Origin of the sequence: Psychroflexus sediminis (assembly GCF_900099815.1) — a bacterium.
GTDB lineage: Bacteria > Bacteroidota > Bacteroidia > Flavobacteriales > Flavobacteriaceae > Psychroflexus > Psychroflexus sediminis.
In genome coordinates, this window is record NZ_FNCW01000002.1 from 39,333 (window position 1) to 64,583 (window position 25,251).

Consider the following 25,251-nt stretch of genomic DNA (forward strand, 5'->3'; position numbering starts at 1 on the left):
AGATACATAATGCCAAAGCGTACTTCTAAATATCCAAATTGGAAAATTAAAAATTATGGGACAACATCAAAACAATCATTCAAAAGATGAGCATGAGCATTCAGGTGATGATCACTCTCATCACGACCACCATAAAATGATGATTGAAGATTTCAAAAAGCGATTTTGGATTTCATTAGTCATTATGTTGCCTATAGTAGTTTTGGCTCCGATGATACAAGATTTGGTTGGATATGAATTTCGATTCAAATGGGATAGATATCTTCAATTTGGACTCTCTTCCTTTGTTTTCTTTTATGGAGGCTGGCCGTTTTTAAAAGGCCTGGTCGATGAAATTAAGAAGAAAACACCAGGTATGATGACCTTGATTGCACTAGCTATTTCGGTGGCCTATTTTTATAGCTCTGCGGTTGTCTTTGGTTTGGAGGGTAAAATATTCTTTTGGGAGCTGGCCAGTTTAATAGTCATCATGCTTCTGGGTCACTGGATAGAAATGAAATCGGTGATGGGAGCCTCCAATGCTTTAGAAGAACTGGCTAAAATGATGCCTTCCACCGCTCGTCGAATAAAAGAAGATGGGGAGCACGAAGAGGTTTCTATAGACGACTTAAAAAATGAAGATGTTATTCTGGTAAAACCCGGTGAAAAGATTCCAGCGGATGGCCAGGTGATTGAAGGAGAAAGTCATGTCAATGAATCGATGCTCACAGGGGAGTCCAAGCCCGTTGCCAAGCACGAAGAGGATGAAGTCATTGGCGGATCAATAAATGATAATGGCTCTTTAAAAATAAAAGTGCAGCACACCGGTAAAGACTCTTATTTGTCAAAAGTGATTGGCATGGTGGAAGAAGCTCAAAAGACCAAATCCAAAACCCAAAACCTGGCAAATAAAGCAGCAGCTTGCTTGTTTTATGTGGCTTTAGGTGCAGGTATTATAACCTTGGTTGTTTGGCTGAGCCTTGGGAAAGAATTTGAATATGCTTTAGAGAGAACAGTTACCGTCATGATTATTTCATGTCCACACGCACTCGGTTTGGCTGTGCCCTTGGTTGTTGCGATTTCTACAGCTGTTTCTGCCAAAAACGGACTTCTGATAAGAAACAGAACTGCTTTTGAAAATTCAAGAAAAATCTCAGCTATTATTTTTGATAAAACAGGAACCTTAACCAAAGGAAAATTTGGGGTGACCCGCTACAAATCAATTTTAGAAAAACAATCAGATGATGACTTACTTCAAATAGCAGCTTCCCTCGAAAATAGTTCAGAACATCCAATTGCTTCAGGAATAGTTCGAAAAGCAAAATCTCAAAATCTGGATTTACAGGAAGCATCAAGCTTTCAGAATATCACAGGGAAAGGGATACAAGCAACTTTAAACGATCAGGAAATTAAAATTGTGAGTCCGGGAATGTTAAAAGAACAGGACATTGACATTCCATCAGAGGCTTTCAAATCTAAAGATGAAACCGTAGTTTTTGTGACGATAGATGCTAAGCTGGCTGGATTTATTGCTTTAGCAGATGAAATCAGACCTGAATCCTTATCAGCTATAAAAACCTTAAAAGACAGAGGCATTAAAGTAATTATGGCCACTGGAGACAATGAGCAAGTGGCTAAAGCGGTAAGTGAAGAGCTTTCCTTAGATGATTATTATGCTGAAGTTCTTCCTGAAGACAAGCAAAGCATTATCAAAGACTTACAGGAAAAAGGTGAGTTTGTTGCCATGACGGGTGACGGGGTGAATGATGCACCTGCTCTGGCTCAGGCAGATGTTGGTATTGCGGTTGGTTCTGGAACGGATGTTGCAGCAGAAACAGCAGATATTATTTTGGTCAACAGTAATCCTAAAGACATTGCAAGCCTAATTTTATTTGGCACAGCCACATATAAAAAAATGATGCAAAACCTTTGGTGGGCAGCAGGATATAATATAGTTGCAGTTCCTCTTGCAGCTGGGGTTTTGGCTGGAGCGGGAGTTATTTTAAGCCCGGCAGTAGGCGCTATGTTGATGAGTTTGAGTACCGTTATTGTAGCTGTGAATGCTCAACTCTTAAAAAAACAAATGAAATAATCAAAACACCATGTTCATTATAAAAAACATGTTAATACTTCTATATCTGAGTAAAATTTTAGTAAACTGATGTCTAATTAAAATTCAATACAAATGAAAAATTTAAAACTAATTTTATCAAGTACTCTCATTGCAGGATTAATGATGCTGTCAGTGTCTTGCGTGGATAAGAAAAAAGAAGACACTACTGATGCTGAAGTGCATCACGAACAGGAAATGCATGATGAAGAAATGCATGATGAAGAGATGATGGATGAAGAAATGGACCATGACGAAATCAATCATGACGAAATGAACCATGATGCTGAAATGTAAAACCAGAATCATTTCTAAACCTTTTTGAATTAAAACATGACACATACCTATAAAGTTTCCGGCATGACTTGCCAGCATTGCAGAGCCAGTGTGGAAGAAAGTCTTAAAGATTTAGACCAGGTGAAATCGGTGAGCGTTGATTTGGAAGCCGAAGAAGCTAAAATCGATATGGAAAAGCATGTGGATTTGGAGACGCTTCAAAAGGCACTTTCAGATAAATACACGATTTCAAAAAAATCTGATTTTGAAGACAAATCTGGTCAAAACATCCAGGACCAGTCCAAAGCAAAACAGCTGTTCCCCTTGTTTTTGATCTTTGGTTACATCGCTGCAGCTTCCATTTTGCTGAATTTCAGCGACTGGGAACTCAGCAGTTTTATGTTTGACTTTATGGGCCTGTTTTATATCGTCTTTAGTTTTTTCAAATTTCTGGATTATACCGGATTTCCAGAATCCTTTAGGATGTACGACCCTCTAGCCAAAGCCCTGCCTGCTTATGGGTGGGTGTATCCGTTTATAGAAACCGCCCTCGGACTCATGTTTCTGATGCGATTTGAAATCGATATAGCTTTGGTCGCTACGATTGTTGTTCTAGGAATTACCACTATAGGTGTCACCCGTTCTCTGTTCTCCAAAAAAGTCATCAAGTGTGCCTGTTTGGGAACGGCGCTCAATCTTCCTATGACCGAAGCGACCTTTATTGAAAACACCATCATGCTGGTCATGGCAGTCTGGATGTTGTTGTTTTAAAATGAGTTCAGTGTTTCTTTGAGTCCCTGGCTTCCAAAAAGAAACGCAGGCAGGATTCTGGTCATTGTTGACCACGAAGTCACAGAGAGCACGGAGAAGGTTTATGCTATTATCTTTTATTTATATCTCTGCGTGCTTAGCGTCTTTTCGGTGAACCTAAGTACAGTGATAACTTTTAAAACGGTAATTTCAACTGTTCTTCCTTTGGAATGGAAGGTTTTTTCACTGATTTGGGTTGTTCTGTGTTGAGGTTGGACAACGAAATCCCCAGCAGGCGGATGGAATCTTTGATGGGCTCCTGGTAAAGTAAGGCCTTGGTTTCTTCCATAATCAAAGCTTTGGAGGCAATAAAAAGCTTCAGGGTTTTACTTCGGGTTTGTACGCTGAAATCGCTGTATTTCAATTTCAAGGTGATGGTTTTTCCTGCAACCCGACTGTTTTTGAGTCGTCTCTCGACTTCCTCCGCGATATCCTCAAGCTTTTCGAGCATGTAAATTTCAGAGGAAATATTTTCAGAAAAGGTACGTTCGGCACCGAGTGATTTGCGGATTCGGGTCGTTTTGACTTCGCTTAAGTGAATGCCGCGTACGACATTATAGTAATGCAAACCACTTTTTCCAAAGTGCTCCTGGAGATAGTCCAGAGTTTTAAGCTTAAGGTCAGCGCCTGTAAAAATTCCCAGGCGGTACATTTTATCCTGGGTAACTTTCCCCACGCCATAAAATTTCCTGATGTCCAGCTGTTCCAGAAAGTCAATGACGTCTTCTGGTGGAATTGTTTTTTGACCATTGGGTTTATTGATGTCGCTGGCAACTTTGGCAATAAACTTATTGATGGAAATTCCGGCGGACGCATTGAGTCCTGTTTTAGCTTTGATTTTTTCTCTGATTTCTCTGGCCAGAATCGTCGCACTGGGGAAGTTGAATTTATTTACCGTAACATCCAGATAAGCCTCATCCAGGGAAAGCGGCTCGACCAGATCGGTATATTCAAAAAAGATTTTGCGAATCTGCTGAGAGATTTCTTTGTAGCGCTCAAATCGTGGTCTTACAAATATTAAATGTGGACAAAGCCGAGCGGCCTGCCGGCCACTCATCGCACTTTTTACGCCGTATTTCCGGGCTTCATAACTTGCCGCCGCCACGACTCCGCGTTTGGAACTTCCGCCAACAGCAAGGGCTTTACCTTTCAAGCTGGGGTCATCCAACTGTTCCACAGAGGCGTAAAAGGCATCCATATCCACATGGATAATTTTGCGAAGATGATCTCGAAAATCCATAGACAAAAATACGCAAAAGCAAAGGGAAACGTTGTTCTTTGTGACTCTGTGGTGGTTTTTTTGGTTTTATTTCACCACGAAGACACAAAGGTCAAGGAGGCTTTCTTTGTGTTTTGTTTTCACCTCTGATGAGCTAAGTGCGCAGTGCCTATTATCGCGTATTTTGGGGTAAGATTTTTTTGTCTCAGCATAAAGAGCTTCTTATTGTTTTGCTAGCCTAACTTAAATGTTTTTAAATGCTCTTTCATTTGAAGACGTTTCATTGAAAATGTTTTTGACTTTTGGTCTAAAACATCGATTAACAAAATTGCTTTTTTAGCGATTTTGGAATAATCATAGCTTTCCTTTAGGCTAGACGAATCCATTTTTAGAACTAATCTATAAAGTAATTCAGATAAATGCTCAATGTGGGAGAGATGCAAGCTTGAAATGTGGTCTAAAAACTCCTCCTCTTGCATTTCGCTTATCTTACTCAGGTTTAGATCAAGTTCGCCATGCAAAGTGGTATCGATTTCATTCAATTCATCTGAAGCTGAATTTGAATTAAGACTTGTTACTTTTTCAATTAAACTGATTAGCATCAAGCTCAATTTTTCAATTTCACGTTCCAGATAATCTTTACTTTGTTGCATTGATATTTTTTATTGCAGAGGCGCTAAGTCCGCAGAGTTTTTTATTAGTTTCCTTTGTGTCCCCGCCTCCTAAAGTGAAACGCAGGCAGATTTGTAGTTCTATTTCACCACGAAGACACGAAGGTCACGGAGGAATTTCATGTAAGTTATATCCCTTTAGGTATCGCTTCAATAAGTTCTTTGGTGTAGTCTTTTTCCGGATGGGCATAGACGGCATCGGCTTCTCCACGTTCTACGATTTTGCCCTGATGCATCACTAATAGTTGATCGGCCATATATTTCACAACCGCCAAATCATGAGAAATAAAAATGTACGTAAACCCAAAATCAGTTTTGAGTTCGTTGAGCAAATTCAAGACCTGGGCCTGTACCGAAATATCCAAAGCAGACACCGACTCATCGCATATAATCAACTTAGGCTCTACAGCAATGGTTCTGGCGATGCCGATACGTTGACGCTGACCTCCGCTAAACTCATGCGGATACCTGTCGAAATGCTCCTCAGACAATCCCACACGTTCTAAAATCTGAATGGTTTTGTCTCGTCTCGATTCAGCATTGCCATACAGGCCATGCACCTTCATGGGTTCCATAATGGTTTTGCCTACCGAAAGCCGTGGATTTAGGCTGGAAAACGGATCCTGAAAAATCAGCTGAATGTCTTTTCTAAGCTGTCTTAAGGCTTCGCCTTTGAGCCTGGTAATGGATTTGCCCTGGTATAAAATATCGCCTTCGGTGGGGTCATCCAGCCTCAAAATGGCATTGCCTAAAGTTGATTTTCCGCAACCGGATTCCCCCACAAGCCCTAAGGTTTCACCTTCGTAAATTTTGAAACTCACGTCGTCCACGGCATTTATCTTTTCAGATTTCTCAAACCAGCCCGCATTGGAGATAAAGGTTTTTTTGACGTTTTTCACTTCAAGCAAAGGAGGTCTGGAGTAAATCAACTCATGCCTTTTTTTCCTTTCTTCTGAAGTTTCTATGGCAGCGTTTGGAACCTCCTGCATATAATCTTTAACGGTTGGTAAGGCTTTAAGACGGTGCCTGGTAGAAGGTTTGGAAGCTAAAAGCGCTTTGGTATACTGGTGACTGGCATTTTTAAAGATGCTGACCACATCGTTCTGTTCCACAATTTCGCCCTGGTACATGACCGCCACCCGATCTGCCAATTCTGATACCAAGGCCAGATCGTGGGAAATGAAGATGATACTCATCTCCGTTTCTTGTTGTAAAGATTTAAGCAGTTTCAAGATTTCTTTCTGCACCGTGACGTCTAAAGCGGTGGTGGGTTCGTCCGCAATTAAGATTTTGGGCTTGCAGGCAATCGCCATGGCAATCATAACCCTTTGCTTTTGTCCGCCACTGATTTGGTGAGGATAACTTTTGAAAATAGCTTCAGGTCTCGGTAATTTTACCTTTTCAAAAAGGTTCAGAACCTCCTGCCTGACTTCTTTTTTGGAAAGGGTTTTATGCCGAATCAGGACTTCTTCCACCTGTTTTCCACAGCGCATCGAAGGATTTAGCGAACTCATAGGTTCCTGAAAAATCATGGAAATGTCATTACCTCTAATCTGCTGAAATTGTTGCTCACTATACTTCGTCAGTTCTCGCTTTTGAAATAAAATCGACCCTTGTACCTTAGCCTTTGGACCGAGTAAACCCAGAATGGACAAGGTCGACACCGACTTCCCAGAGCCGGATTCACCTACAATGCCCAGAATTTGATTGGGTTGAACGTTGAAACTGACATTCTTGATGACATGTTCATCTCCAAAGTGTATGTTGAGGTTACTGACTTTAAGCATTAAACAGAGATAAGTTCGTGATCTTCCAAAAGTTCTTCCTGACGAAGTTTCAAGATAACCTGCGCTACTGCAATAACGTCTTTTTCGCAGTAGATTACAATTCTATCAATATCTTTTTCTTTGTAATACACATCTCTCACCTGGCTGCCGTCGATGTCATCTTTAGGAGAAGGAATATTGAAAAGTTCGGTGAGCAATTTCAAAGAGGTGTAGTGTTTATAATCCCCGAATTTCCATAGCTCCAGAGTATCCAGGTGCGGAATTTCCCAGGGCTTTTTCCCGAAAAACTGAAGCTTTTCCGGCAGTGAAATCCCATGAATCAGCATGCGTCTGGCGATATAGGGAAAATCAAATTCCTTGGCATTGTGACCACACATCAGGTGGTGGGGCAAGCTGAAATAATCTTCAACCAGAATCTTGAAGCGCTTCAGTAAGTCGCCTTCTTCACCAAAAAAGCTGGTGGTTCTGAATTTGCGTTCGCTGCCCTTAAAATTAAAATATCCCACCGAAATGCATACGATTTTTCCGAATTCTGCCCAAATCCCGGCACGTTCATAAAACTCTTCAGCAGTAAATTCTTCTTTACGCTGGTATTGCGTTTTATCGGCATACAGCTTTTGTTTTACTGGCGTTAAGCCCTCAAAAGTCTCCTGTTCAGGAACGGTTTCAATGTCCAGAAAGAGAACGTGTTCCAGGTTGAGTTTATTTAACATGCTTCAGCGGTGTTTTTAAGATAACTAAAATAGTTAATTTTGAAGAAGTTTTAATTCAAGTTAAAAATTATCAGTTTAACAGGGTTTAAATGTATCCTTTTGAAGGCTTACAGGTCTACTTGGTGAACACTAAAATTATATAATGATGAATGCCTGTAAATGTACTAATTGTGACTGCTCTAAATGTAATTGCAAAAATTGTTTAGAAAGTAACTGCCCTTGTAAGCAATGTGATTGTACTCAATGCGATTGTTGCTAAAGCTAATAAAGGTGACTTGAAAAGCCACCTTTGCTTATTTTTTTCAAAATGAACACTAAAAAAATATGGACTAATTATAATGATGAATTGTATTTTTTCATTCTTAAAAAAGTAAAAAACAAAAGCGCTGCTCATGACATTGTTCAAAATACGTTTTTGAAAATTCATAAAAACCTGCATTCTGTTAGGGACGAAAAAAAGATTAAGTCCTGGGTTTTTCAAATTGCCCGAAATGAGATTGCAAATTATTTTAATGAAGAATCTGTGTATGTCGAGAAATTCGATACAGACTTGAATACATCACTGCAGAAATATCAGGAGGTCTGCTGTTTTGACAGATTCATAAATGATTTGCCCGAGATTTACAGAGAAGTCATCGAACTTATATATATAACTGGTCTTAAACAAAAGAATGCTGCAGAACTAATGGGAATAAGCCTTGAAAACCTAAAGGCAAGACTTAGACGGGCAAAAGGTATTTTAAAAAAGAATTTCAACACGTGTTGTAAGTATGAATTTAATGAAGAAGGAGATTTAGTGGGGGAGTCCAATTGTACTGTATGTGAAAAGGACTGAGTTCTTCGCGCTCGTATCCTCATAAAACCAGCGCGCAAGATTGAATGAAGTGAACTTGGAATTACTTCAGAAGGGATTCTAATTATCTTAAAGTCAAAGTTCTGTAATTCAAAAAATAAACTTACTTTTGCACCTCATTATTAATAACGGGAGTCGTGAACTCCAAAATTTAATTTTTATGCCAGTTAAAATAAGATTACAAAGACACGGTAAGAAAGGAAAACCTTTTTACTGGATTGTTGCTGCAGATGTTCGTGCCAAAAGAGATGGTAAATACCTGGAGAAATTAGGAATTTACAACCCTGTCACCCAACCTGCTACTATTGAGCTAGACATCGATTCGTCTGTGAAATGGTTAAGAAACGGTGCACAGCCAACAGACACTGCAAAACGTATTTTATCTTATAAAGGCGCTTTAATGAAAAAACACCTTTTAGCAGGTGTTGACAAAGGAGCCTTGACAGAAGAAGAAGCTGAGAAGAAATTTGAAGCTTGGATGTCTGAAAAAGAAGATAAAATATCGACTTCTGAAGAAAAAGCGGCGAAAGCTAAAGAAGCAGAAAAGCAAAAAGCATTGGAAGCGGAAAGAGAAGTGAATGCGAAGCGTGAAGCTGAAGCAAAAGCGGCTCAGGAAGAGGAAGAGGCGAAAGCCAAAGAAGAAGCAGATGCTAAAGCTGCTGCAGCTGCAGAAGCTGAGGCTGAAGCAGAAACACCAGCTGAAGAAGAGGATTCTTCTGAAGACAAAAAAGAGGCTTAATAAATTTGGTGCGATGACAAAAGACCAGTGTTTTTATTTAGGTCACATCGTGAGTAAATTTAGTTTTAAAGGGGAGTTGCAAATCAAATTGGATACCGACGAACCCGAACTCTATGAAAACCTGGAATCAATTTTTGTGGATTACCGCAATAAATTGATTCCTTTTTTTGTGGAAAAATCCAACCTTCAAAAAAGCAACTTACTTCGCGTCAAGCTCGAAGAAGTGGATGAAGAAGCAGATGCTGACGACCTGCTCAAGCGGGATGTTTACTTACCATTAGCAGACTTGCCCAAGCTGGGTCCTGACCAGTTTTACTACCACGAGATCATAGGTTTTAAGGCGGTGGATGAAGTTCATGGAGGCATTGGTGCCATAAAGTTTGTCAATGACCAAAGCATGCAGGCGCTTTTCTTTATCGATTTTAACGGCAGAGAAATTATCATTCCCGTACATGATAAGTTTATCCAAAAAATAGACAAGGAAGAAAAAGTGATCTATTTCAAAACTCCGGAAGGTTTAATCGATATGTACTTAGAAGATTAAATTTTCTTAATTCAGGCTTTTCCGCTTAGCGTCCAGCTTTAGGAAAATAAGCACCAAAATTAAAAAACCCCACAATCCTGAACCGCCATAACTAAAGAAAGGAAGTGGAATCCCAACGGTTGGAAATAAGCCGATTACCATGGCTATGTTTACAAAAAAGTGAACAAAAATAACAGCTAATACAGAGTAGCCATAGACCCTGCTGAATTGACTTTTTTGGCGTTCAGCCAAATGGTATAACCTAAGGATAAGAATGCTAAACAAAATAATGACGAGGCTTGTTCCAAAAAAACCCCATTCTTCACCCACGGTACTAAAGATATAATCGGTGTGCTGTTCTGGCACGAAGCGCCCCTGTGTTTGTGAGCCTTTAAGCCATCCTTTACCTGTCCAGCCTCCACTGCCTATAGCCACTTCACTTTGATAAAGATTAAAAGCAGCGCCTCTTATGTCATTGGTCTCCCCAATGAGCACATTGAACCTTTCTTTCTGGTGAGGCAATAAAACTGAATTCAGGATAAAATTAACAGAATACGAAAAGCCAAGTCCAAAGATTAAAACCAAGATGTACCGCCATAGTTTAGGTTTTTTCTTTCTGTTGAAGAGGTAGATGATGATAAATAAGGCAACAAAAACCGGCGCAAAAATGCTGAATCCAAATTTTAGCGTCAGAATAAAAATAGCGACTGCCAGAAGGCCATAAGTAATATAAAAATGGGGTAAGCCTTCTCTGTAAAGCGGGATTACGAAAGACAAATAAATAACGGCACTTCCTGCATCCGGCTGAAGCATGATAAGCGCCAGGGGAAGGCCAATAATGGCGAATGCTTTGAGTTGAGAGGTGAACTTGGACAAATCATTGTCCATTTCACTGATGTACTTTGCCAGGGCTAGGGCTACAGCAGTTTTCACAAACTCCGCCGGCTGAATGCTAAAAGCTCCAAAAGAATACCAGGCTGTTTGTCCGGCAATGGTTTTTCCGAAAATAAAAAGCCCTATAAGGGAAAGTATTGCAAAAATATAAATAACACTGGCAAACCTTTCAAAGAATTTACTTTCCAAAGCGAGAATCACAATACTGATAACTATTCCTAAAATAATCCAAAACAACTGTTTACCGTAGATTCTTGATAGATCAAAAATAATTTCTTCCTCACTTACGAAGGTGGTTGAATAGATATTAACCCATCCAAAACCTATGAGAATCGATATGATAAGTATGGTAAGCCAATCTATCTGCAGTAAGGTTTTCGGCATTCTTATTGGTTAATTTTAAAATCTTCGCCAGAATATGGTTTGGCATATTCATCCTCCAAAGTATTGCTAAGAATCCATTTTTCCAAGTCTTTCCTTTCGATTTTATCTTTTAGATATTTTTCAATCATAAGGCTGGAAATCCTGCCGGCATATCGAGATCCCCAGTAACCGTTTTCTACAAAAACAGCCAGGGCAATTTTTGGATTCTCTTTGGGGGCGAAAGCTACAAAAATAGAGTGATCGGTGAGCTGCATTCTTTCTCCGTCTACTACTGTATAATTTTCGGAAGTGCCTGTTTTTCCGCAAACTTCAATACCCGGAACCCTCAGGTAAGTGGCTGTTCCATAATTGAATACGTCATGCATGCCCTGTATAATCGGCTCAAAATGTTTTTGGTCTATAGTTGTGACCTGCTTAGTCGTGTATTTTTCGTCTTCTATAGGCGATCCCGCTATAGACTTGACGATATGAGGTCTGTAAAACCAGCCTTTGTTAGCAATAGCTGCAGTTGCGTTGGCCAGTTGAATGGGTGTTGTAAGCACTTCGCCCTGTCCAATCGCATTGGAGAGGGTTGCACTTGCATACCATTCATACGTAGGATAGTTATAGGCCTTATTGTAATAATCTGAATCCGGCAGAAGACCAGCTCTTCCTACTTTCAAGTCATAGCCCAAATAATCTCCAAGGCCAAAACTAGCCATGTGTTTTCTCCAGACATCTATACCTTTTTGAGGCGTGTCGTACTTTTCAATTGTTCTTCTATAGATTTGTGCAAAATAGGAATTACAGGAATGGGCGATACCCGTTACCATTTCGACAGGGCTTGGATGATTGTGACAACCCATTCTTGCTCCCCTGCCATAAGAGTAACCTCCATAACAATTAAAACTTTCCTCAAGCCCAACTACACCTTCTTGTAAAGCCACCAGTCCTGTTAAAGCTTTGAAAGGCGAACCTGGCGCATAGACAGCTTGAAGTGCACGATTGTATAAGGGCTTTTGGATAGTATCGTAATATAATTTTGTGAAATTTCTAGACCTTTTTCTCCCCACCAGTAAATCCGGATCGTAAGAGGGCGCTGTTATCAGGCTCAAAATTTCTCCTGTAGCAGGTTCCAGGGCAACAATGCCCCCGCGTTTTCCCTGCATCAGCAGTTCACCGTAGGCCTGTAATTCCGCATCAATTGTGAGTTTTAAGTCGCTTCCTTTTTCTGAAAGCGTATCAAATTTACCTTCTTTAAAGGGTTTGATGTTTTTGTTGTGAATATCTCTCAAATAGTGTTTCACTCCTCTTTCTCCTCGTAAAGCTTCTTCGTACTGCTCTTCAACCCCCTGTTTTCCTTTCAAATCACCGGATTGATAATACGAATTCTTAGAGATTTCCCCCGGACCAACTTCAGCAATATATCCCAGAATATTGGCGCTGTGATCTGCATTATAATCCCTTAAAGATCGCTTTTGAATATAAAACCCCTCGTATTTATGCATGCGCTCCTGTAAGTAAGCATATTCTTTTTTGGTGAGTTGGGGTGTAATTAAGGAAGCTAATCGGGGAGAGTATCGCCAGGCCTTCTCCAGTTGAATTTTAAGCCGTTTTGGCGTGAGTTTCAATAGACTGGCTAACTCCAGGGTGTCAAACTCCTTGACTTCCAAAGGCACTGCCATGACATCATAGGCAGGCTGGTTTCCAACCATGAGTTTCCCATTTCTGTCATAGATATATCCTCTCTGCGGATAGTCGTAGACTTTTCGTACAGAGATGTTATTGGAGACTTCATCGTAACTTTCATTTAGCACTTGTAAATAAAATAAACGGATCAGGAAAAGGAAGGCAGCAAAACTGACTAAAATGATAGGGAGTAATTTTCTCATTTACGATTCTTTCGAATTAAATTTAAGGTAATCATTATCAGGAGTATACTAAAAGCTGAAGAATAAACAATCTTTTCTAAAAGATATAATAAATGATTAACACTAAAGATTTCTAAAGAAAAAAGAACAACATGATGTATGATTACCATGAAGCTAACGTAGACCAATCTAGATCTAAACGGGGCATCATAAAATTTTAAAGTTTGGTAGTCGTAGCTCAAGCCAAATGCATTTCTTAAGAACAAGGGCCTCAGGTAAGCAATGACTAAAGTTGCAGCGGCATGGATACCACCACTGTCTTCAAAAATATCTATGCATATTCCCAGAACAAAAGCAAGCACAAGCTTTTGAACAGAATTTATATTGAAAGGCAGTAGGATGATGAGTAAAGGATAAATATAGGGGTTGATGAACCCCATTACTTCAAACTGATTCAAGATCATGACCTGAACCAAGATGAGCAACACAAATCTTATGCTATTTATAAAATAGGTTTTCATCTAAGGCTCTTCTTGATTTAATAATTCGTAGGCTTGTTCTTTTCTCGTATCCTCAATGACATAGACGTGTTTCAAATTTGTCATGTCATTAAAAAGCTTTACAGAAATAGTATAATACCCCAGGTTTTCATTCAGTTCGTAATCATTTATTACACCGATAGGAACATTTTCAGGAAAAATTAAAGAACGCCCTCCGGTGGCAATGGTATCTCCAAGTTTAACTGGTGCAGATCTTGGTACGTCTACCAGGTTCATAAGATTTGGATCCTTCCCATCCCAGGTCAGGGTTCCAAAATGATTGGTTTTTTTCAGTTTGGCATTAATAGAGGTGTTGGTGTTGAGAATTGAAATCACTCTGGAAAATTCTTTGCTGGCGTCTATAACAATGCCTATGATGCCCTTGCTGGAAATAACGCCCAGGTCTTGTTGAATGCTGTCATTTGTTCCGCCTTCAATGAGAAGATAATTGTCGATCTTATCGTAATAATTTGAAATCACTCTAGCTTTTTGAACCTTGTATAAAGTATCACTGATATAATCTAAAGTTGACTCTAAGGTATCTTCAGAAGAAGACATATTCAAAAGCTTTGTTCTTAACATTTCATTCTCTTCTAAAAGGATTTCATTTTGAGTTTTCAAGTCAAAGTATTGGTCTACACTTTCAGAAGTACCTAAAATGTTTCCCGAAATAAAATTAGCAGAGGAGACCACTTTGCTATTGTGATAAGTATGAGCCTGGAAAGTAAGTCCAAGAGCAATTGTCAAAAGGATGATAAACACCAAACCTGTCTTATTTTTAATAAGAAATAAAATGATTTGCTGCATAACTCAGGTCTATTTTAGGAGGACAGCTTTGTATTTCTCCAGGTCCTTCAGGGTAATTCCTGTTCCTCTTACAATAGCTCTTAATGGATCTTCGGCAATGTAAACCGGTAAGTCTGTTTTTTGAGATAAACGCTTGTCCAGCCCTCTTAACATGGAGCCACCCCCAGCGAGATAAATACCGGTGTTATAAATATCGGCTGCCAATTCTGGAGGAGTTTGTGATAAAGTCTCCATAACAGCATCTTCAATTCTAAGGATAGATTTATCCAGGGCTTTTGCGATCTCTCTAAATGAAATTTCAACTTGTTTTGGCTTTCCGGTCAATAAATCCCGACCTTGAACCCGCATGTCTTCAGGAGCCGTTTCCAAGTCTTCAGTAGCAGAACCAATCTGTATTTTAATCTTTTCGGCAGTGCGCTCTCCAATGAAAAGGTTGTGCTGAGTGCGCATGAAATAAATGATATCATTGGTAAACACATCCCCGGCAATTTTCACAGATTTATCGCAAACAATACCGCCAAGAGCGATGACAGCAATTTCGGTAGTACCACCACCGATATCCACAATCATATTACCCTTTGGCTGCATAATATCCACCCCAATACCAATAGCGGCGGCCATAGGTTCGTGTATCAGATACACTTCTTTGCCATTCACACGTTCTGCCGAATCTTTTACAGCCCGCATTTCAACTTCTGTGATTCCACTTGGAATACAGATGACCATGCGAAGGGAAGGAGTGAAAAGGCGTTTTTTGAGCGCAGGAATTTCTTTGATGAACATGCTTATCATTTGCTCACTGGCATCAAAATCTGCAATAACACCGTCTTTTAAGGGACGAATGGTTTTGATGTTTTCATGCGTTTTCCCCTGCATCATGGCAGCTTCTTTTCCTACCGCGATAATTTTTCCAGTTAAACGATTTCTGGCTACAATAGATGGACTGTCCACCACGACCTTATCATTATGAATGATAAGCGTATTGGCCGTTCCTAAATCTATAGCTATATCTTCGGTAAGAAAATCAAAAAATCCCATGTGTTTGTTGTTTGAAGAGTATAAAGTTAATTAATTAATGCTTAAAATGACGTATTCCTGTCATCACCATGGAAATATTATTTTCGTTGCAGTAGTCGATGCTCAATTCGTCCTTAATAGAACCTCCTGGTTGTATAACCGATGTAATTCCAGCCTTACCTGCAATCTCGACACAATCTGGAAAAGGGAAGAAGGCATCGCTGGCCATGACCGAGTTTTTCAAATCAAACCGAAAGTTCAAAGCCTTTTCAATGGCGTGAGTTAAGGCATCAACTCTGGAAGTTTGTCCCGTTCCACTGGCCAGTAATTGTTTGTCTTTGGCCAGAACTATAGTGTTGGACTTGGTATGTTTGCATATTTTGGAAGCAAATAATAAGTCTTCCACTTGAGCATCGCTAGGTGATAATTTAGTAGCTGTTTTCAAATCTTCAACAGCATCCGTTTTGGCATCTCTGTCCTGTACCAATACACCGTTGAGGCAAGTCCTGACTATTTTATCAGAAAATTGAAAAACCTTTTGAACCAAAATGATTCTGTTTTTCTTTTTAGTCAGGATTTCCATAGCTTCATCGGTATAACCGGGTGCAATCACAACTTCACAAAAGAGGTTGTGAATTTCTTCTGAAGTGGCTTTGTCTATTTCTGAGTTTGAAATCAAAATGCCGCCAAAGGCAGAAACGGGATCACCAGCTAAAGCGTCTATATAAGCCTGGTGAATTGTATCTCGTTGAGCCAGGCCACAGGCATTGTTGTGTTTTAAAATGGCGAAAGTCGGTGCTTCTTGGTAGAATTCTGACATTAAATTGACGGCAGCATCTACATCCAGCAAATTGTTGTAAGACAATTCTTTGCCGTGAAGCTTATTGAAAACTTTCTCAAAATCACCGAAGAAAAAGCCCTGCTGATGTGGATTTTCACCATAGCGCAATTCTTTTCCTTTATCAAAACTTTGTTTGTGAATAGGTATTGCTTCAGAGGTGTTGAAATAATTGAATATGGCGGTATCGTAATGCGAAGAGATCTGGAAAGCTTTGGCTGCAAAATTCTTTCTTTGTGAAAGGCTTACAACGCCTTTGTTTTCTTTCAATATTTCTTCCAGAGAAGCGTAATCCTGTCTTGAAGAGACGCAAAGCACATCCTTAAAGTTTTTAGCTGCAGCTCTGATAAGCGAAATGCCGCCAATATCGATTTTTTCAATAATATCCTGTTCGGTGGCCCCGGAAGCCACGGTATCTTCGAAAGGATATAAATCGACAATAACGAGATCGATTTGGGGGATATCATAAGCCTTTAGCTCTTCTTGATCCTGGGTATGGTCGGCTCGGTTTAAAATTCCTCCAAAAACTTTAGGGTGGAGCGTTTTTACCCGACCACCCAGGATGGAGGGATAGGAGGTGATATTTTCAACAGGAATGACATGTATTCCATGATCAGTTATGAATTTTTCAGTACCTCCAGTAGAGTAAATTTCGACACCTAATTGGTTTAAAATTTTCACAATAGGTTCCAAACCTTCTTTGTGATAAACGGATATTAAGGCAGATTTTATTCCTTTTACTTGAGCCATTTTGAGATTCTTTTTTAGATGTGGCAAAAGTAGGACTTTGTTAAGGAATAACTAATTGTTGGCTCTCAATTATTTATAAAAAAAATAAACCTAAATCCAATGTGTTTTTAGGCTGAACCTGTTTCCTGATCTGCATTTCGTAAAAAACCCTGAAACGAGTTCAGGGTCATAAATCTATTTCTATGGTCTATACGATCATACCTGCAGCAACGGTTTCTTTGGTGGATTCATCTACCAGGATAATACTTCCTGTTATTCTGTTGTCTCTGTAAGAGTCCAGCATCAAACGATGAGAAGTTTTCAATTTTACACGCGCAATGTCATTCATCTTTAAATCCTTATCGGCCTCATTTCTTTTGAAGGTGTTCACGTCCATTTTATAAACGATGTCTTTGATGACTGCTTTTTGCTCGTTGGAGGTATGCATAATACTGTACTTTGTTCTCGGTTTCACGGGAGAATTATTCAACCAGCACAGCATGACATCAAATTCCTGAGATAATTCTGGCTGATTGTTCACTTTTACGATCATGTCACCTCGACTGATATCGATATCATCCTCCAAAGTCATAGCGACAGACATCGGAGCAAAAGCTTCTTCAACTTCCTTTTCTCCTGCATTGATGCTATTAATTTTTGAAGTGAATCCAGAGGGAAGGACGGCTATTTCATCGCCAATTCTGTAGATTCCGCTAGCGATTCTACCTGCATAACCTCTGTAGTCTTCAAAGCCTTTGCGTTGAGGCCTCAGCACTGTCTGAACAGGAAATCTCGCATCTATTTTATTGATATCACTGCTGATGTGTAGAGTTTCCAACTCGTGTAACATAGGGGAGCCTTGAAACCAGGACATATTTTCAGACCGGTTGACCACATTGTCACCATTCAAGGCGCTGATAGGAATATAACGCACATCTTTGATCAGCAATTTTGAAGAAAATTCTTCAAACTGCTCCACTATGCTATTGAAAGTGTCTTCAGAATAATCCATCAAATCCATTTTGTTAATACACACAATGATATGTGGAATATTCAATAAAGAAGCGATGAAGGTGTGTCTTTTGGTTTGTTCTATCACGCCATGCCTTGCATCTATAAGAACAACGGCAGCATTTGCAGTAGAAGCTCCTGTGACCATGTTTCTGGTATATTGAATATGACCGGGGGTGTCGGCGATGATGAATTTACGTTTAGGCGTGGTAAAGTATCTGTAAGCCACATCTATGGTAATGCCCTGTTCGCGCTCGTCTTTAAGACCATCTGTGAACATGGCCAGATCTACACCTTCAATACCTTTTTGCTTGCTGGAATTTCCTACGGCGGCCAGTTGATCTTCAAAGATGGATTTGGAATCGTAAAGCAATCTTCCTATAAGTGTACTTTTTCCATCATCTACACTACCCGCAGTTGTGAATCTAAGCAGTTGATTTTTATCTATTTTCATCGTATAAGTCAGTTTTTGTAATCAAAATTTCAATATTGTTTCAAGAAGTAACAGTCTAAAAGTAACCGTCTTTTTTACGGTCTTCCATGGCGGTTTCAGAGCGCTTATCATCGCTTCGGTTACCGCGTTCGGTTTCTCTCATGGTAGAGACCTCCTCCACGATTTTTTCCATGGTATCTGCATCAGATTCTATTCCCCCGGTAATGGTGATGTCTCCAAGTGTTCTGAAACGTATCCTTTTGGTCAGGATTTCTTCCCTAGGTTCCAGGATCAGATGGTCTGAATTCGGAATCCAGGATCCATTTCTTTTCACGACTTCACGCTCGTGAGCCAAATACAAAGAGGGAATTTCTATGTTTTCTTTGGCGAGGTAATTCCACACATCCATTTCGGTCCAGTTGCTTATTGGGAAAGCTCTAAAATGCTCTCCTTCAAAGTATTTTCCGTTGAGCAGGTTCCAAAGTTCAGGTCGCTGATTTTTAGGATCCCATTGTCCAAACTCATCTCTATGGGAAAAGAAGCGTTCTTTGGCTCTCGCTTTTTCCTCATCCCTTCTGCCACCTCCAATAGCACAGTCAATTTTATGTTCTTCAATCGTGTCGAGAAGGGTCGTGATCTGCAGGGCATTACGGGTTGCATTTTTACCTCTTTCTTCAGCCACTCTGCCTGTATCAATCGATTTTTGAACAGAACCTACAATGAGTTTGACGCCAAGCTTCTCGACGATATCATCTCTAAACTGAATGGCCTCAGGAAAATTATGGCCTGTATCCACGTGCATTAAAGCAAAAGGTATTTTGGCAGGATGAAAGGCTTTTTTGGCCAGATGTGTAACCAGTATCGAATCTTTTCCCCCGGAAAATAAAATCACCGGATTTTGAAATTGAGCCCAGACTTCCCTCAAAATAAAGATGGCTTCAGACTCAAGTTCTTCTAAATAATTTAAATAATACGTGCTCATGAAGTTAAATTCTATGTGTTTCTTCTAGATAATTTATAATATACTGGACGGCTTCGTCCACTTCGGTATGTTCTGTTTGGATGTGAATTTCAGGATCTTTTGGTGCTTCATAGGGCGCATCGATTCCCGTGAAATTTTTGATTTCACCAGCTCTTGCTTTTTTATAAAGTCCTTTAACATCACGTTTCTCACATTCCTCCAGAGAGGTGTCAACAAAAACTTCTATCATATCGTCTTTACCTACGATTTGCTTCACCTGTTCACGGTCAGAAATTAAAGGAGACACAAAGGCAGCTATGGTCACTATTCCAGCATCTACAAATAACTTTCCCACCTCTGCAATGCGTCTTAAGTTCTCCAGTCGATCTTCTTTGTTAAAGCCAAGTCCTTTATTGATGCCACTTCTGATGTTATCACCATCCAAAGCATAAGTGCTTATGCCTTTATAAAATAATTCTTCTTCAACTTTGTTGGCGATGGTAGATTTTCCGGAGCCTGATAAGCCTGTAAACCAAAGCACAAAAGATTCGTGTCCGTTCACTTTATTTCTATGCGATCTCGAAATATCGTAATCGTGTAAGACTATATTTTCGCTCATAATTCTGTTTTTACGTGAAAGTAGCCGTTTAATAGATTTTCGCGATTGTATAACATTTCTTCATTCGTATCCAGGCTTATCACTTCCAGGCCTACGGCTTTACAAATGGCTTGTCCGGCGGCTGTATCCCATTCCATGGTTGGTGCATAGCGCGGATATACATCCGCCTGACCTTCTGCTACCAGACAGAACTTTAAGGAACTTCCTTTGGAAACGATTTCTATTGGTTTTTGATGTTCCTTTTTCAAGGTCTCAACATGATCCAGTGTGTCCTGATTCATGTGAGAACGACTGCCTACCACTCTGATGCGGCTCGAATTTCTGCTAGGCTGCAAAGCTGTGGCCTTATTCAACAGGGATTGTATGTCATGGTCGTTTTCCGACACCGCAACTTTAAAAGCCTGACCGGCGTCAACATCGCCTACATATAGCAGGCGCTGAGCAGGAACATAAATCACTCCAAACACCGGCTTTTGATGATCGATCAAAGCTATATTTACGGTAAATTCACCGTTTTTCTTTACAAATTCTTTAGTGCCATCCAGTGGGTCTACTATCCAGCATTGTGTCCAGGATTTCCGTTCCTCAAACTCAGTTTGTTTGTTTTCTTCACTAATAATAGGAATAGAAGTAGTTTCCAGATAAGACATGATGACTGCATTTGCATTTCTATCAGCCTGGGTGAGCGGAGACGCATCGTCTTTGTATTCTACATCAAAATCCTCACTGTAGATTTCCATAATGGCGTCTCCTGCTTTCAGGGAGGCTTCAATAGCTTTAAGGTAATTTTCCTGCATTAATTCTTAGATTGGAAATTAAAATTTATTTAATTTAAGCCTGGCTATCAAGCACTTATATGGCTTCGTGTAAAATATCAGGCAAAAGTATATAATTTCTACCAATTAGGTAGACTATTCAATTTAGAATCAAATCTTTTTCTGTGTTAATTTTTTTTCTGAATTTGAATCGTAATGTATTATGATATTTGTCGACTAGTCCTAAAACTTTTAAATACTAATAGTAGTACATAAATAAAAACTCATGAAAGCTCTAAAGTCTATATTTTTAATGCTAATCCTTTTTAATCTTGGGCTAGTAAATCTACAAGCTCAGGATATCCACAAGCACCAGCAATGGAATCAATTAGTTAAAACCTATGTGGATGCTGATGGGAATGTAGATTACAAAGCTTTGAAGCAACATGAAAACAAATTGGATGCGTATCTGAGCTTGCTCAACGAGAATCCTCCAAAAGCGTCCTGGACCAAAAATCAAAATAAAGCTTACCTTATCAACGCATACAATGCTTACACCGTGAAACTGATTATCGATAATTATCCTTTGGAAAGCATACGAGACATTGGCGGGTTTCTAAACAATCCGTTTACGACGGAGTTTGCGAAAATTGGAGGGGAATCCTATGCTTTGGACGATATTGAAAAGGGAATGCTGCTGAAGATGGGAGACCCCAGAGTGCATTTTGCGGTGAACTGTGCTTCAGAATCTTGTCCAAGGCTAGCTAAGGAAGCTTATGTGGCATCCAAACTAGATCAGCAACTGGAGACGGCAGCAAAGCGGTTTATCCGTTCAGATAAAAACGAACTGTCAAAAAACCATGTTGAACTTTCTAAAATCTTTAAATGGTATGCCTCCGATTTTGAGAGAGGAGGAAAATCAGTCATTGATTTTATCAATACATATTCCCGACAAAAAATCAATGCAGATGCCAGCATAGATTATTTGCCGTATTCCTGGGCATTGAATGAAAAATAAACCCAATGATTAGTATTATCATCCCCGTGTATAATGAAGCTGAAATCATTGAAGCTAATCTGAAACGAATTCAGAAGAGAATAAGCCCCTTTTCATGGGTGGATGAAATCCTGGTCATCGATGGGGGGAGTCATGATAACAGCTTCGAAAAAGCCAAGGCCGTTGAAGGTGTTCAGGCTTTCATATGCCCCAAAGGGCGGCCTAAGCAGATGAATTTTGGAGCCAAACGCGCTAGAGGTCAAATCTTATATTTTCTTCATATCGATTCTTTTCCGCCTGAAAATTTTGATGAAATGATCGTCAATGCTGTTAAAAACGGACATGAGGCGGGTTGTTTTCAAATGAAATTCAGAAGCAGTCATCCCTGGTTGAAATTTTTAAGCCTGCTAACGCAGTTTAACGCCAGGTCCTGCAGAGGAGGAGACCAAAGTTTATTTGTCAGCAGATCGCTTTTTGAAAACATTGGAGGGTATAACGAAGACTTCCTGATTTATGAAGACCACGAAATCCTGAAACCCATCTATGAACAAACGCATTTTAAAGTGATTCCAGAGTGGATTTCGACTTCGGCCAGGCGTTATGAGGACAAGGGCATTTTGAAATTACAACTTCTTTTTCTGGGAATCTATTTCAAAAAATGGCTGGGGGCTTCTTCAGAAGAACTTTACAGGTTTTATGAAAAGCATATTAATAATACACCGACTAAAGCCTGAGATTGCTTTACTTTTGAATAAACTTTAGTAATTTCAGCATCAGACATCCGACTAGTGCACTAATTAAAACCTGAAGAGTTTGAAACAAGAACATATTGTCATCATAGGAAATGGTATTTCAGGAGTGACTTTAGCGCGACATATCCGTAAATTATCGGATAAGCGCATCACCTTAATTTCTTCTGAAAGTGACTATTTTTTCTCTCGTACAGCTTTGATGTACGTTTATATGGGTCACATGAAATGGAATCATCTAAAACCTTATGAAGATACCTTTTGGGAGAAAAACAGACTGGAATTGAAACAGGCTCACGTCACGCATGTTGATACTGAACACAAACAGCTAAAACTGGACTCCGGAGAGGATTTTTCTTATGATAAACTGGTGATTGCCTGTGGCTCCAGGTACAATAAATTTGGCTGGCCGGGCCAGGATGCTGAAGCCGTGATTGGACTCGTAAGTAAACAGGACCTCGAACAGCTCGAGGTATACGCGCCAAATAATAATGTATGCAAACGCGCAGTGATTGTAGGCGGAGGGTTGATAGGCGTTGAGCTTGCCGAAATGCTTTCCACTCGAAATATTCCTGTCACCTTCCTGGTGCGTGAAGAGCATTTCTGGAATACGGTTATACCCGATGAAGAGGCCCAGGTTTTAGAACGGCATATAAGAGAGCATGGTATCGATTTAAGGCTGGGCAATAGCCTTGAAGAAATTATAACCGATGAGCATAGAAGAGCAAAAGCCGTCAAAGTAAAAGAAACCGGAGAAATAATAGACTGTGATTTGGTGGGTCTGACACCGGGTGTATCTCCGAATATTGATTTTTTAAAGTCCAGTAAGATTGAATTGAACCGCGGCGTATTAGTCAACCGGATGCTGGAAACCAGCGAACCGGATGTCTATGCCATCGGCGACTGTGCCGAACAGCGTGAGCCTATTGGCAACCGCCCTCCTGTGGAAGCCGTGTGGTACACCGGAAGGATGATGGGAGAAACCCTGGCACAGACCTTATGCGGAAATCCCATGGAATATAATCCGGGGCACTGGTTCAATTCTGCCAAGTTTTTTGATATTGAATACCAAACTTACGGCTGGGTGTTTCCTACGCCAAAAGAAGGTCATGACGATTTCTACTGGGAAGCTGAAGATGGTAAAAAATGTATTCATATTCATTTTGAAAAGGAACCCAGGATTTTTAAGGGCATCAATACCTTTGGGATTCGGATGCGACATGAAGTTTTTGACTACTGGCTGACAGAAGAAGCAACCGTGGAGGAGGTCATAAAGAATCTTAAGAAGGCTAATTTTGATCCTGAGTTTTTTGAAGCTTACGAGAAGCAGATTCAGAAGGAATTTGAAAAAGAATTTAATACAATAGAATTATGAGTTTAGATGTGAATATGTCTGTCACAGGAAACGCCCCGGAAGCTTTAAATGTTCAGCAAAAATTATCTGCGGCCCTAGGGCTTGCCGGAATTTTTATCATGAGCCTGTCGGTTTTCAATGTAGGATTTCAGCCGCAGGCACTCTGGCTAACGTTAGCGATAGGCCTGGTGGCCGTCGGTATTGTCTGGTACACCAGAGCCAGCTATGCAGGTAAAACCGCAGGCATTAAAAACGATGGGGTCTATTTCAAATCCCTGACCAATCGCGGGCTCTGGGCTTATATCGTAGGTGTAGTGTTCACCGGGTTTTATATTGTTCTTTATTTTTACCCGGGCTTACTAGGCTTAAATAGTAGCGGAGCAAATACAGGTGTTATTTCGCTCTTTGATCCTTTGAGTCAACTTATGGCCGGAAGACCGGCCAGTCAGTGGTTTGTTTATGGGGTTTTATACACCTTAGCTATTCTGGGATTTGGCTTTAAATTCCTGTGGAAATATCGGCATAACAGCTACCAGCGTCTGCGGACGTTTTCGGTCATGTTTTTCCAGCTGGGTTTTGCTTTTATCATTCCGGAATTAATGGCCAGACTCAATGATGACGATTTCTCATTACCTTATTATAACATAATTAATATCTGGCCTTTAAACTATTACAACTTCGAACAGTACAGAGTAGATGAATTTATAAGTGCAGGGGATATAGGCATTGCTTTGCTGATTTTCGGGATACTTTCTATTTTAGTCATCACTCCGATTCTCACCTACAAATATGGTAAACGCTGGTATTGTTCCTGGGTATGCGGTTGCGGAGGCCTGGCAGAAACAGCCGGGGACCCGTTTCGGCATTTGAGTGACAAAACCCAAAGCGCCTGGAAACTGGAACGCTGGCTGGTGCATTCTGTTTTAGTCTTTGTGGTGGTTATGACGACAGCTGTGGTATATTCCTATCTTAACGGAGGAGGATACTGGCTTTCGGGGGGTGCATTTTTGATAAGTGTTGCGGTCTTATTGTCGGTCATATTCGGCTGGGCGATGCTGTTTAAACGGCAGGAATTAAAAAAAGATGCCAGGTACGCTGCCATTGGCTTTTTTGTAGTCATTATGGCTCTCATCGCTTTGCACTTTTCCGGTATGACCAGTAAGGTTTTTCTTTTTGAAGCTGAGACCCTGAGGTCTTCTTATGGGTTTATGATCGGGGCGATTTTCTCCGGCGTGGTTGGGGTTGGCTTTTACCCGATTTTCGGAAACCGTGTATGGTGCAGATTTGGCTGTCCCATGGCCGCGATTTTAGGATTTCAGCAGCGTTTATTTTCAAAATTCAGAATCACGACCAACGGCGGTCAATGTATTTCCTGTGGAAACTGTTCCACCTATTGTGAAATGGGTATCGATGTGAGAGCCTACGCTCAAAAAGGAGAAAACATCGTCAGGTCCTCATGTGTGGGCTGTGGCATCTGTGCTTCGGTCTGTCCGCGAGGCGTTTTAAAACTTGAAAACGACGATCCCAAGGGCAGAATCAATTCTAAAGACGTGCTGCTTGGCAACGATGTGGATTTGATGGATCTGGTCAATCAGAATAAAAAGTAAGAAGGGTTTTTTACCGCGTTTTAACCT

General features: G+C 40.2%; 24 protein-coding genes. 10 read left to right on the forward strand and 14 right to left on the reverse strand.

Annotated elements, in window-relative coordinates; genetic code table 11:
• The first annotated feature begins 55 nt into the window (after positions 1–55).
• The 3 genes from BLP81_RS01630 to BLP81_RS01640 all read left to right on the forward strand — a co-directional run bounded on the left by BLP81_RS01630 (position 56) and on the right by BLP81_RS01640 (position 3,136).
• On the forward strand, positions 56–2,071 hold the full coding sequence (locus tag BLP81_RS01630) for a copper-translocating P-type ATPase (protein ID WP_093364811.1): 2,016 nt from the start codon (positions 56–58) through the stop codon (positions 2,069–2,071).
• A gap of 93 nt (positions 2,072–2,164) precedes the next feature.
• Complete coding sequence (locus BLP81_RS01635; protein ID WP_093364813.1) at positions 2,165–2,386, forward strand: hypothetical protein; 222 nt, start codon at positions 2,165–2,167, stop codon at positions 2,384–2,386.
• A 36-nt stretch (positions 2,387–2,422) separates the two neighbouring features.
• Positions 2,423–3,136, forward strand: coding sequence for a heavy metal translocating P-type ATPase (locus BLP81_RS01640; protein WP_093364816.1), 714 nt, complete (start codon positions 2,423–2,425; stop codon positions 3,134–3,136).
• Between the two features lie 175 nt (positions 3,137–3,311).
• Here the strand turns inward: BLP81_RS01640 and dinB are convergent, their stop codons facing one another.
• From dinB to BLP81_RS01660, 4 genes are all read right to left on the reverse strand, one after another.
• Positions 3,312–4,415 (reverse strand): DNA polymerase IV, encoded by a 1,104-nt coding sequence (gene dinB, locus BLP81_RS01645; protein WP_093364818.1) that lies wholly within the window; start codon positions 4,413–4,415, stop codon positions 3,312–3,314.
• Positions 4,416–4,627: 212 nt separating this feature from the next.
• On the reverse strand, positions 4,628–5,047 hold the full coding sequence (locus BLP81_RS01650; protein WP_093364820.1) for a hypothetical protein: 420 nt from the start codon (positions 5,045–5,047) through the stop codon (positions 4,628–4,630).
• Positions 5,048–5,193: 146 nt separating this feature from the next.
• Positions 5,194–6,852: an ABC transporter ATP-binding protein gene (locus BLP81_RS01655; protein WP_093364822.1), complete on the reverse strand. Its 1,659-nt coding sequence runs from the start codon at positions 6,850–6,852 to the stop codon at positions 5,194–5,196.
• Positions 6,852–7,565, reverse strand: coding sequence for a 3'-5' exonuclease (locus tag BLP81_RS01660; RefSeq protein WP_093364824.1), 714 nt, complete (start codon positions 7,563–7,565; stop codon positions 6,852–6,854). Before BLP81_RS01660 ends, BLP81_RS01655 begins: the two co-directional genes overlap by 1 nt.
• A gap of 307 nt (positions 7,566–7,872) precedes the next feature.
• Between BLP81_RS01660 and BLP81_RS01665 the strand changes: the two genes are divergently transcribed.
• The 3 genes from BLP81_RS01665 (at position 7,873) to rimM (ending at position 9,701) form a co-directional block, all read left to right on the forward strand.
• Positions 7,873–8,400: a sigma-70 family RNA polymerase sigma factor gene (locus BLP81_RS01665; RefSeq protein WP_093364827.1), complete on the forward strand. Its 528-nt coding sequence runs from the start codon at positions 7,873–7,875 to the stop codon at positions 8,398–8,400.
• Positions 8,401–8,578: 178 nt separating this feature from the next.
• Entirely contained in the window at positions 8,579–9,157 is a 579-nt protein-coding gene (locus BLP81_RS01670) for a 30S ribosomal protein S16 (RefSeq protein ID WP_093364832.1), read from the forward strand.
• Positions 9,158–9,170: 13 nt separating this feature from the next.
• Positions 9,171–9,701 carry a ribosome maturation factor RimM gene (rimM, locus tag BLP81_RS01675; RefSeq protein ID WP_093364833.1) on the forward strand — a complete coding sequence of 177 codons (531 nt, stop codon included), beginning with the start codon at positions 9,171–9,173 and terminating at the stop codon, positions 9,699–9,701.
• A 6-nt stretch (positions 9,702–9,707) separates the two neighbouring features.
• Here the strand turns inward: rimM and rodA are convergent, their stop codons facing one another.
• The 10 genes from rodA to cysQ all read right to left on the reverse strand — a co-directional run bounded on the left by rodA (position 9,708) and on the right by cysQ (position 20,559).
• Positions 9,708–10,958 carry a rod shape-determining protein RodA gene (rodA, locus tag BLP81_RS01680; protein WP_093364834.1) on the reverse strand — a complete coding sequence of 417 codons (1,251 nt, stop codon included), beginning with the start codon at positions 10,956–10,958 and terminating at the stop codon, positions 9,708–9,710.
• A gap of 2 nt (positions 10,959–10,960) precedes the next feature.
• Positions 10,961–12,829, reverse strand: a complete 1,869-nt coding sequence (gene mrdA / locus BLP81_RS01685) for a penicillin-binding protein 2 (RefSeq protein ID WP_093364835.1) — start codon at positions 12,827–12,829, stop codon at positions 10,961–10,963.
• On the reverse strand, positions 12,826–13,329 hold the full coding sequence (mreD, locus tag BLP81_RS01690) for a rod shape-determining protein MreD (RefSeq protein WP_093364836.1): 504 nt from the start codon (positions 13,327–13,329) through the stop codon (positions 12,826–12,828). Before mreD ends, mrdA begins: the two co-directional genes overlap by 4 nt.
• Positions 13,330–14,154: a rod shape-determining protein MreC gene (gene mreC / locus BLP81_RS01695; protein WP_093364837.1), complete on the reverse strand. Its 825-nt coding sequence runs from the start codon at positions 14,152–14,154 to the stop codon at positions 13,330–13,332.
• 9 nt (positions 14,155–14,163) lie between these two features.
• On the reverse strand, positions 14,164–15,192 hold the full coding sequence (locus BLP81_RS01700) for a rod shape-determining protein (RefSeq protein WP_093364845.1): 1,029 nt from the start codon (positions 15,190–15,192) through the stop codon (positions 14,164–14,166).
• A gap of 34 nt (positions 15,193–15,226) precedes the next feature.
• Positions 15,227–16,759 carry a bifunctional phosphoribosylaminoimidazolecarboxamide formyltransferase/IMP cyclohydrolase gene (gene purH / locus BLP81_RS01705; protein ID WP_093364846.1) on the reverse strand — a complete coding sequence of 511 codons (1,533 nt, stop codon included), beginning with the start codon at positions 16,757–16,759 and terminating at the stop codon, positions 15,227–15,229.
• 187 nt (positions 16,760–16,946) lie between these two features.
• Positions 16,947–18,203, reverse strand: coding sequence for a sulfate adenylyltransferase subunit 1 (locus BLP81_RS01710; protein ID WP_093364847.1), 1,257 nt, complete (start codon positions 18,201–18,203; stop codon positions 16,947–16,949).
• A 55-nt stretch (positions 18,204–18,258) separates the two neighbouring features.
• Entirely contained in the window at positions 18,259–19,164 is a 906-nt protein-coding gene (gene cysD / locus BLP81_RS01715; protein ID WP_093364848.1) for a sulfate adenylyltransferase subunit CysD, read from the reverse strand.
• A 4-nt stretch (positions 19,165–19,168) separates the two neighbouring features.
• Positions 19,169–19,762, reverse strand: a complete 594-nt coding sequence (gene cysC / locus BLP81_RS01720; protein WP_093364849.1) for an adenylyl-sulfate kinase — start codon at positions 19,760–19,762, stop codon at positions 19,169–19,171.
• Positions 19,759–20,559: a 3'(2'),5'-bisphosphate nucleotidase CysQ gene (gene cysQ / locus BLP81_RS01725; RefSeq protein WP_093364856.1), complete on the reverse strand. Its 801-nt coding sequence runs from the start codon at positions 20,557–20,559 to the stop codon at positions 19,759–19,761. Before cysQ ends, cysC begins: the two co-directional genes overlap by 4 nt.
• Positions 20,560–20,803: 244 nt before the next feature.
• On the opposite strand from cysQ, the gene BLP81_RS01730 reads away from it, so the two are divergent.
• The 4 genes from BLP81_RS01730 to BLP81_RS01745 all read left to right on the forward strand — a co-directional run bounded on the left by BLP81_RS01730 (position 20,804) and on the right by BLP81_RS01745 (position 25,224).
• Positions 20,804–21,535 carry a DUF547 domain-containing protein gene (locus tag BLP81_RS01730; protein ID WP_093364857.1) on the forward strand — a complete coding sequence of 244 codons (732 nt, stop codon included), beginning with the start codon at positions 20,804–20,806 and terminating at the stop codon, positions 21,533–21,535.
• Positions 21,536–21,540: 5 nt separating this feature from the next.
• Positions 21,541–22,248, forward strand: coding sequence for a TIGR04283 family arsenosugar biosynthesis glycosyltransferase (locus tag BLP81_RS01735; RefSeq protein WP_093364858.1), 708 nt, complete (start codon positions 21,541–21,543; stop codon positions 22,246–22,248).
• Positions 22,249–22,327: 79 nt separating this feature from the next.
• Entirely contained in the window at positions 22,328–23,638 is a 1,311-nt protein-coding gene (locus BLP81_RS01740; protein WP_093364859.1) for an NAD(P)/FAD-dependent oxidoreductase, read from the forward strand.
• Positions 23,635–25,224 carry a 4Fe-4S binding protein gene (locus BLP81_RS01745; protein WP_093364860.1) on the forward strand — a complete coding sequence of 530 codons (1,590 nt, stop codon included), beginning with the start codon at positions 23,635–23,637 and terminating at the stop codon, positions 25,222–25,224. The genes BLP81_RS01740 and BLP81_RS01745 overlap by 4 nt, the downstream gene beginning before the upstream one ends.
• Positions 25,225–25,251: the final 27 nt, after the last annotated feature.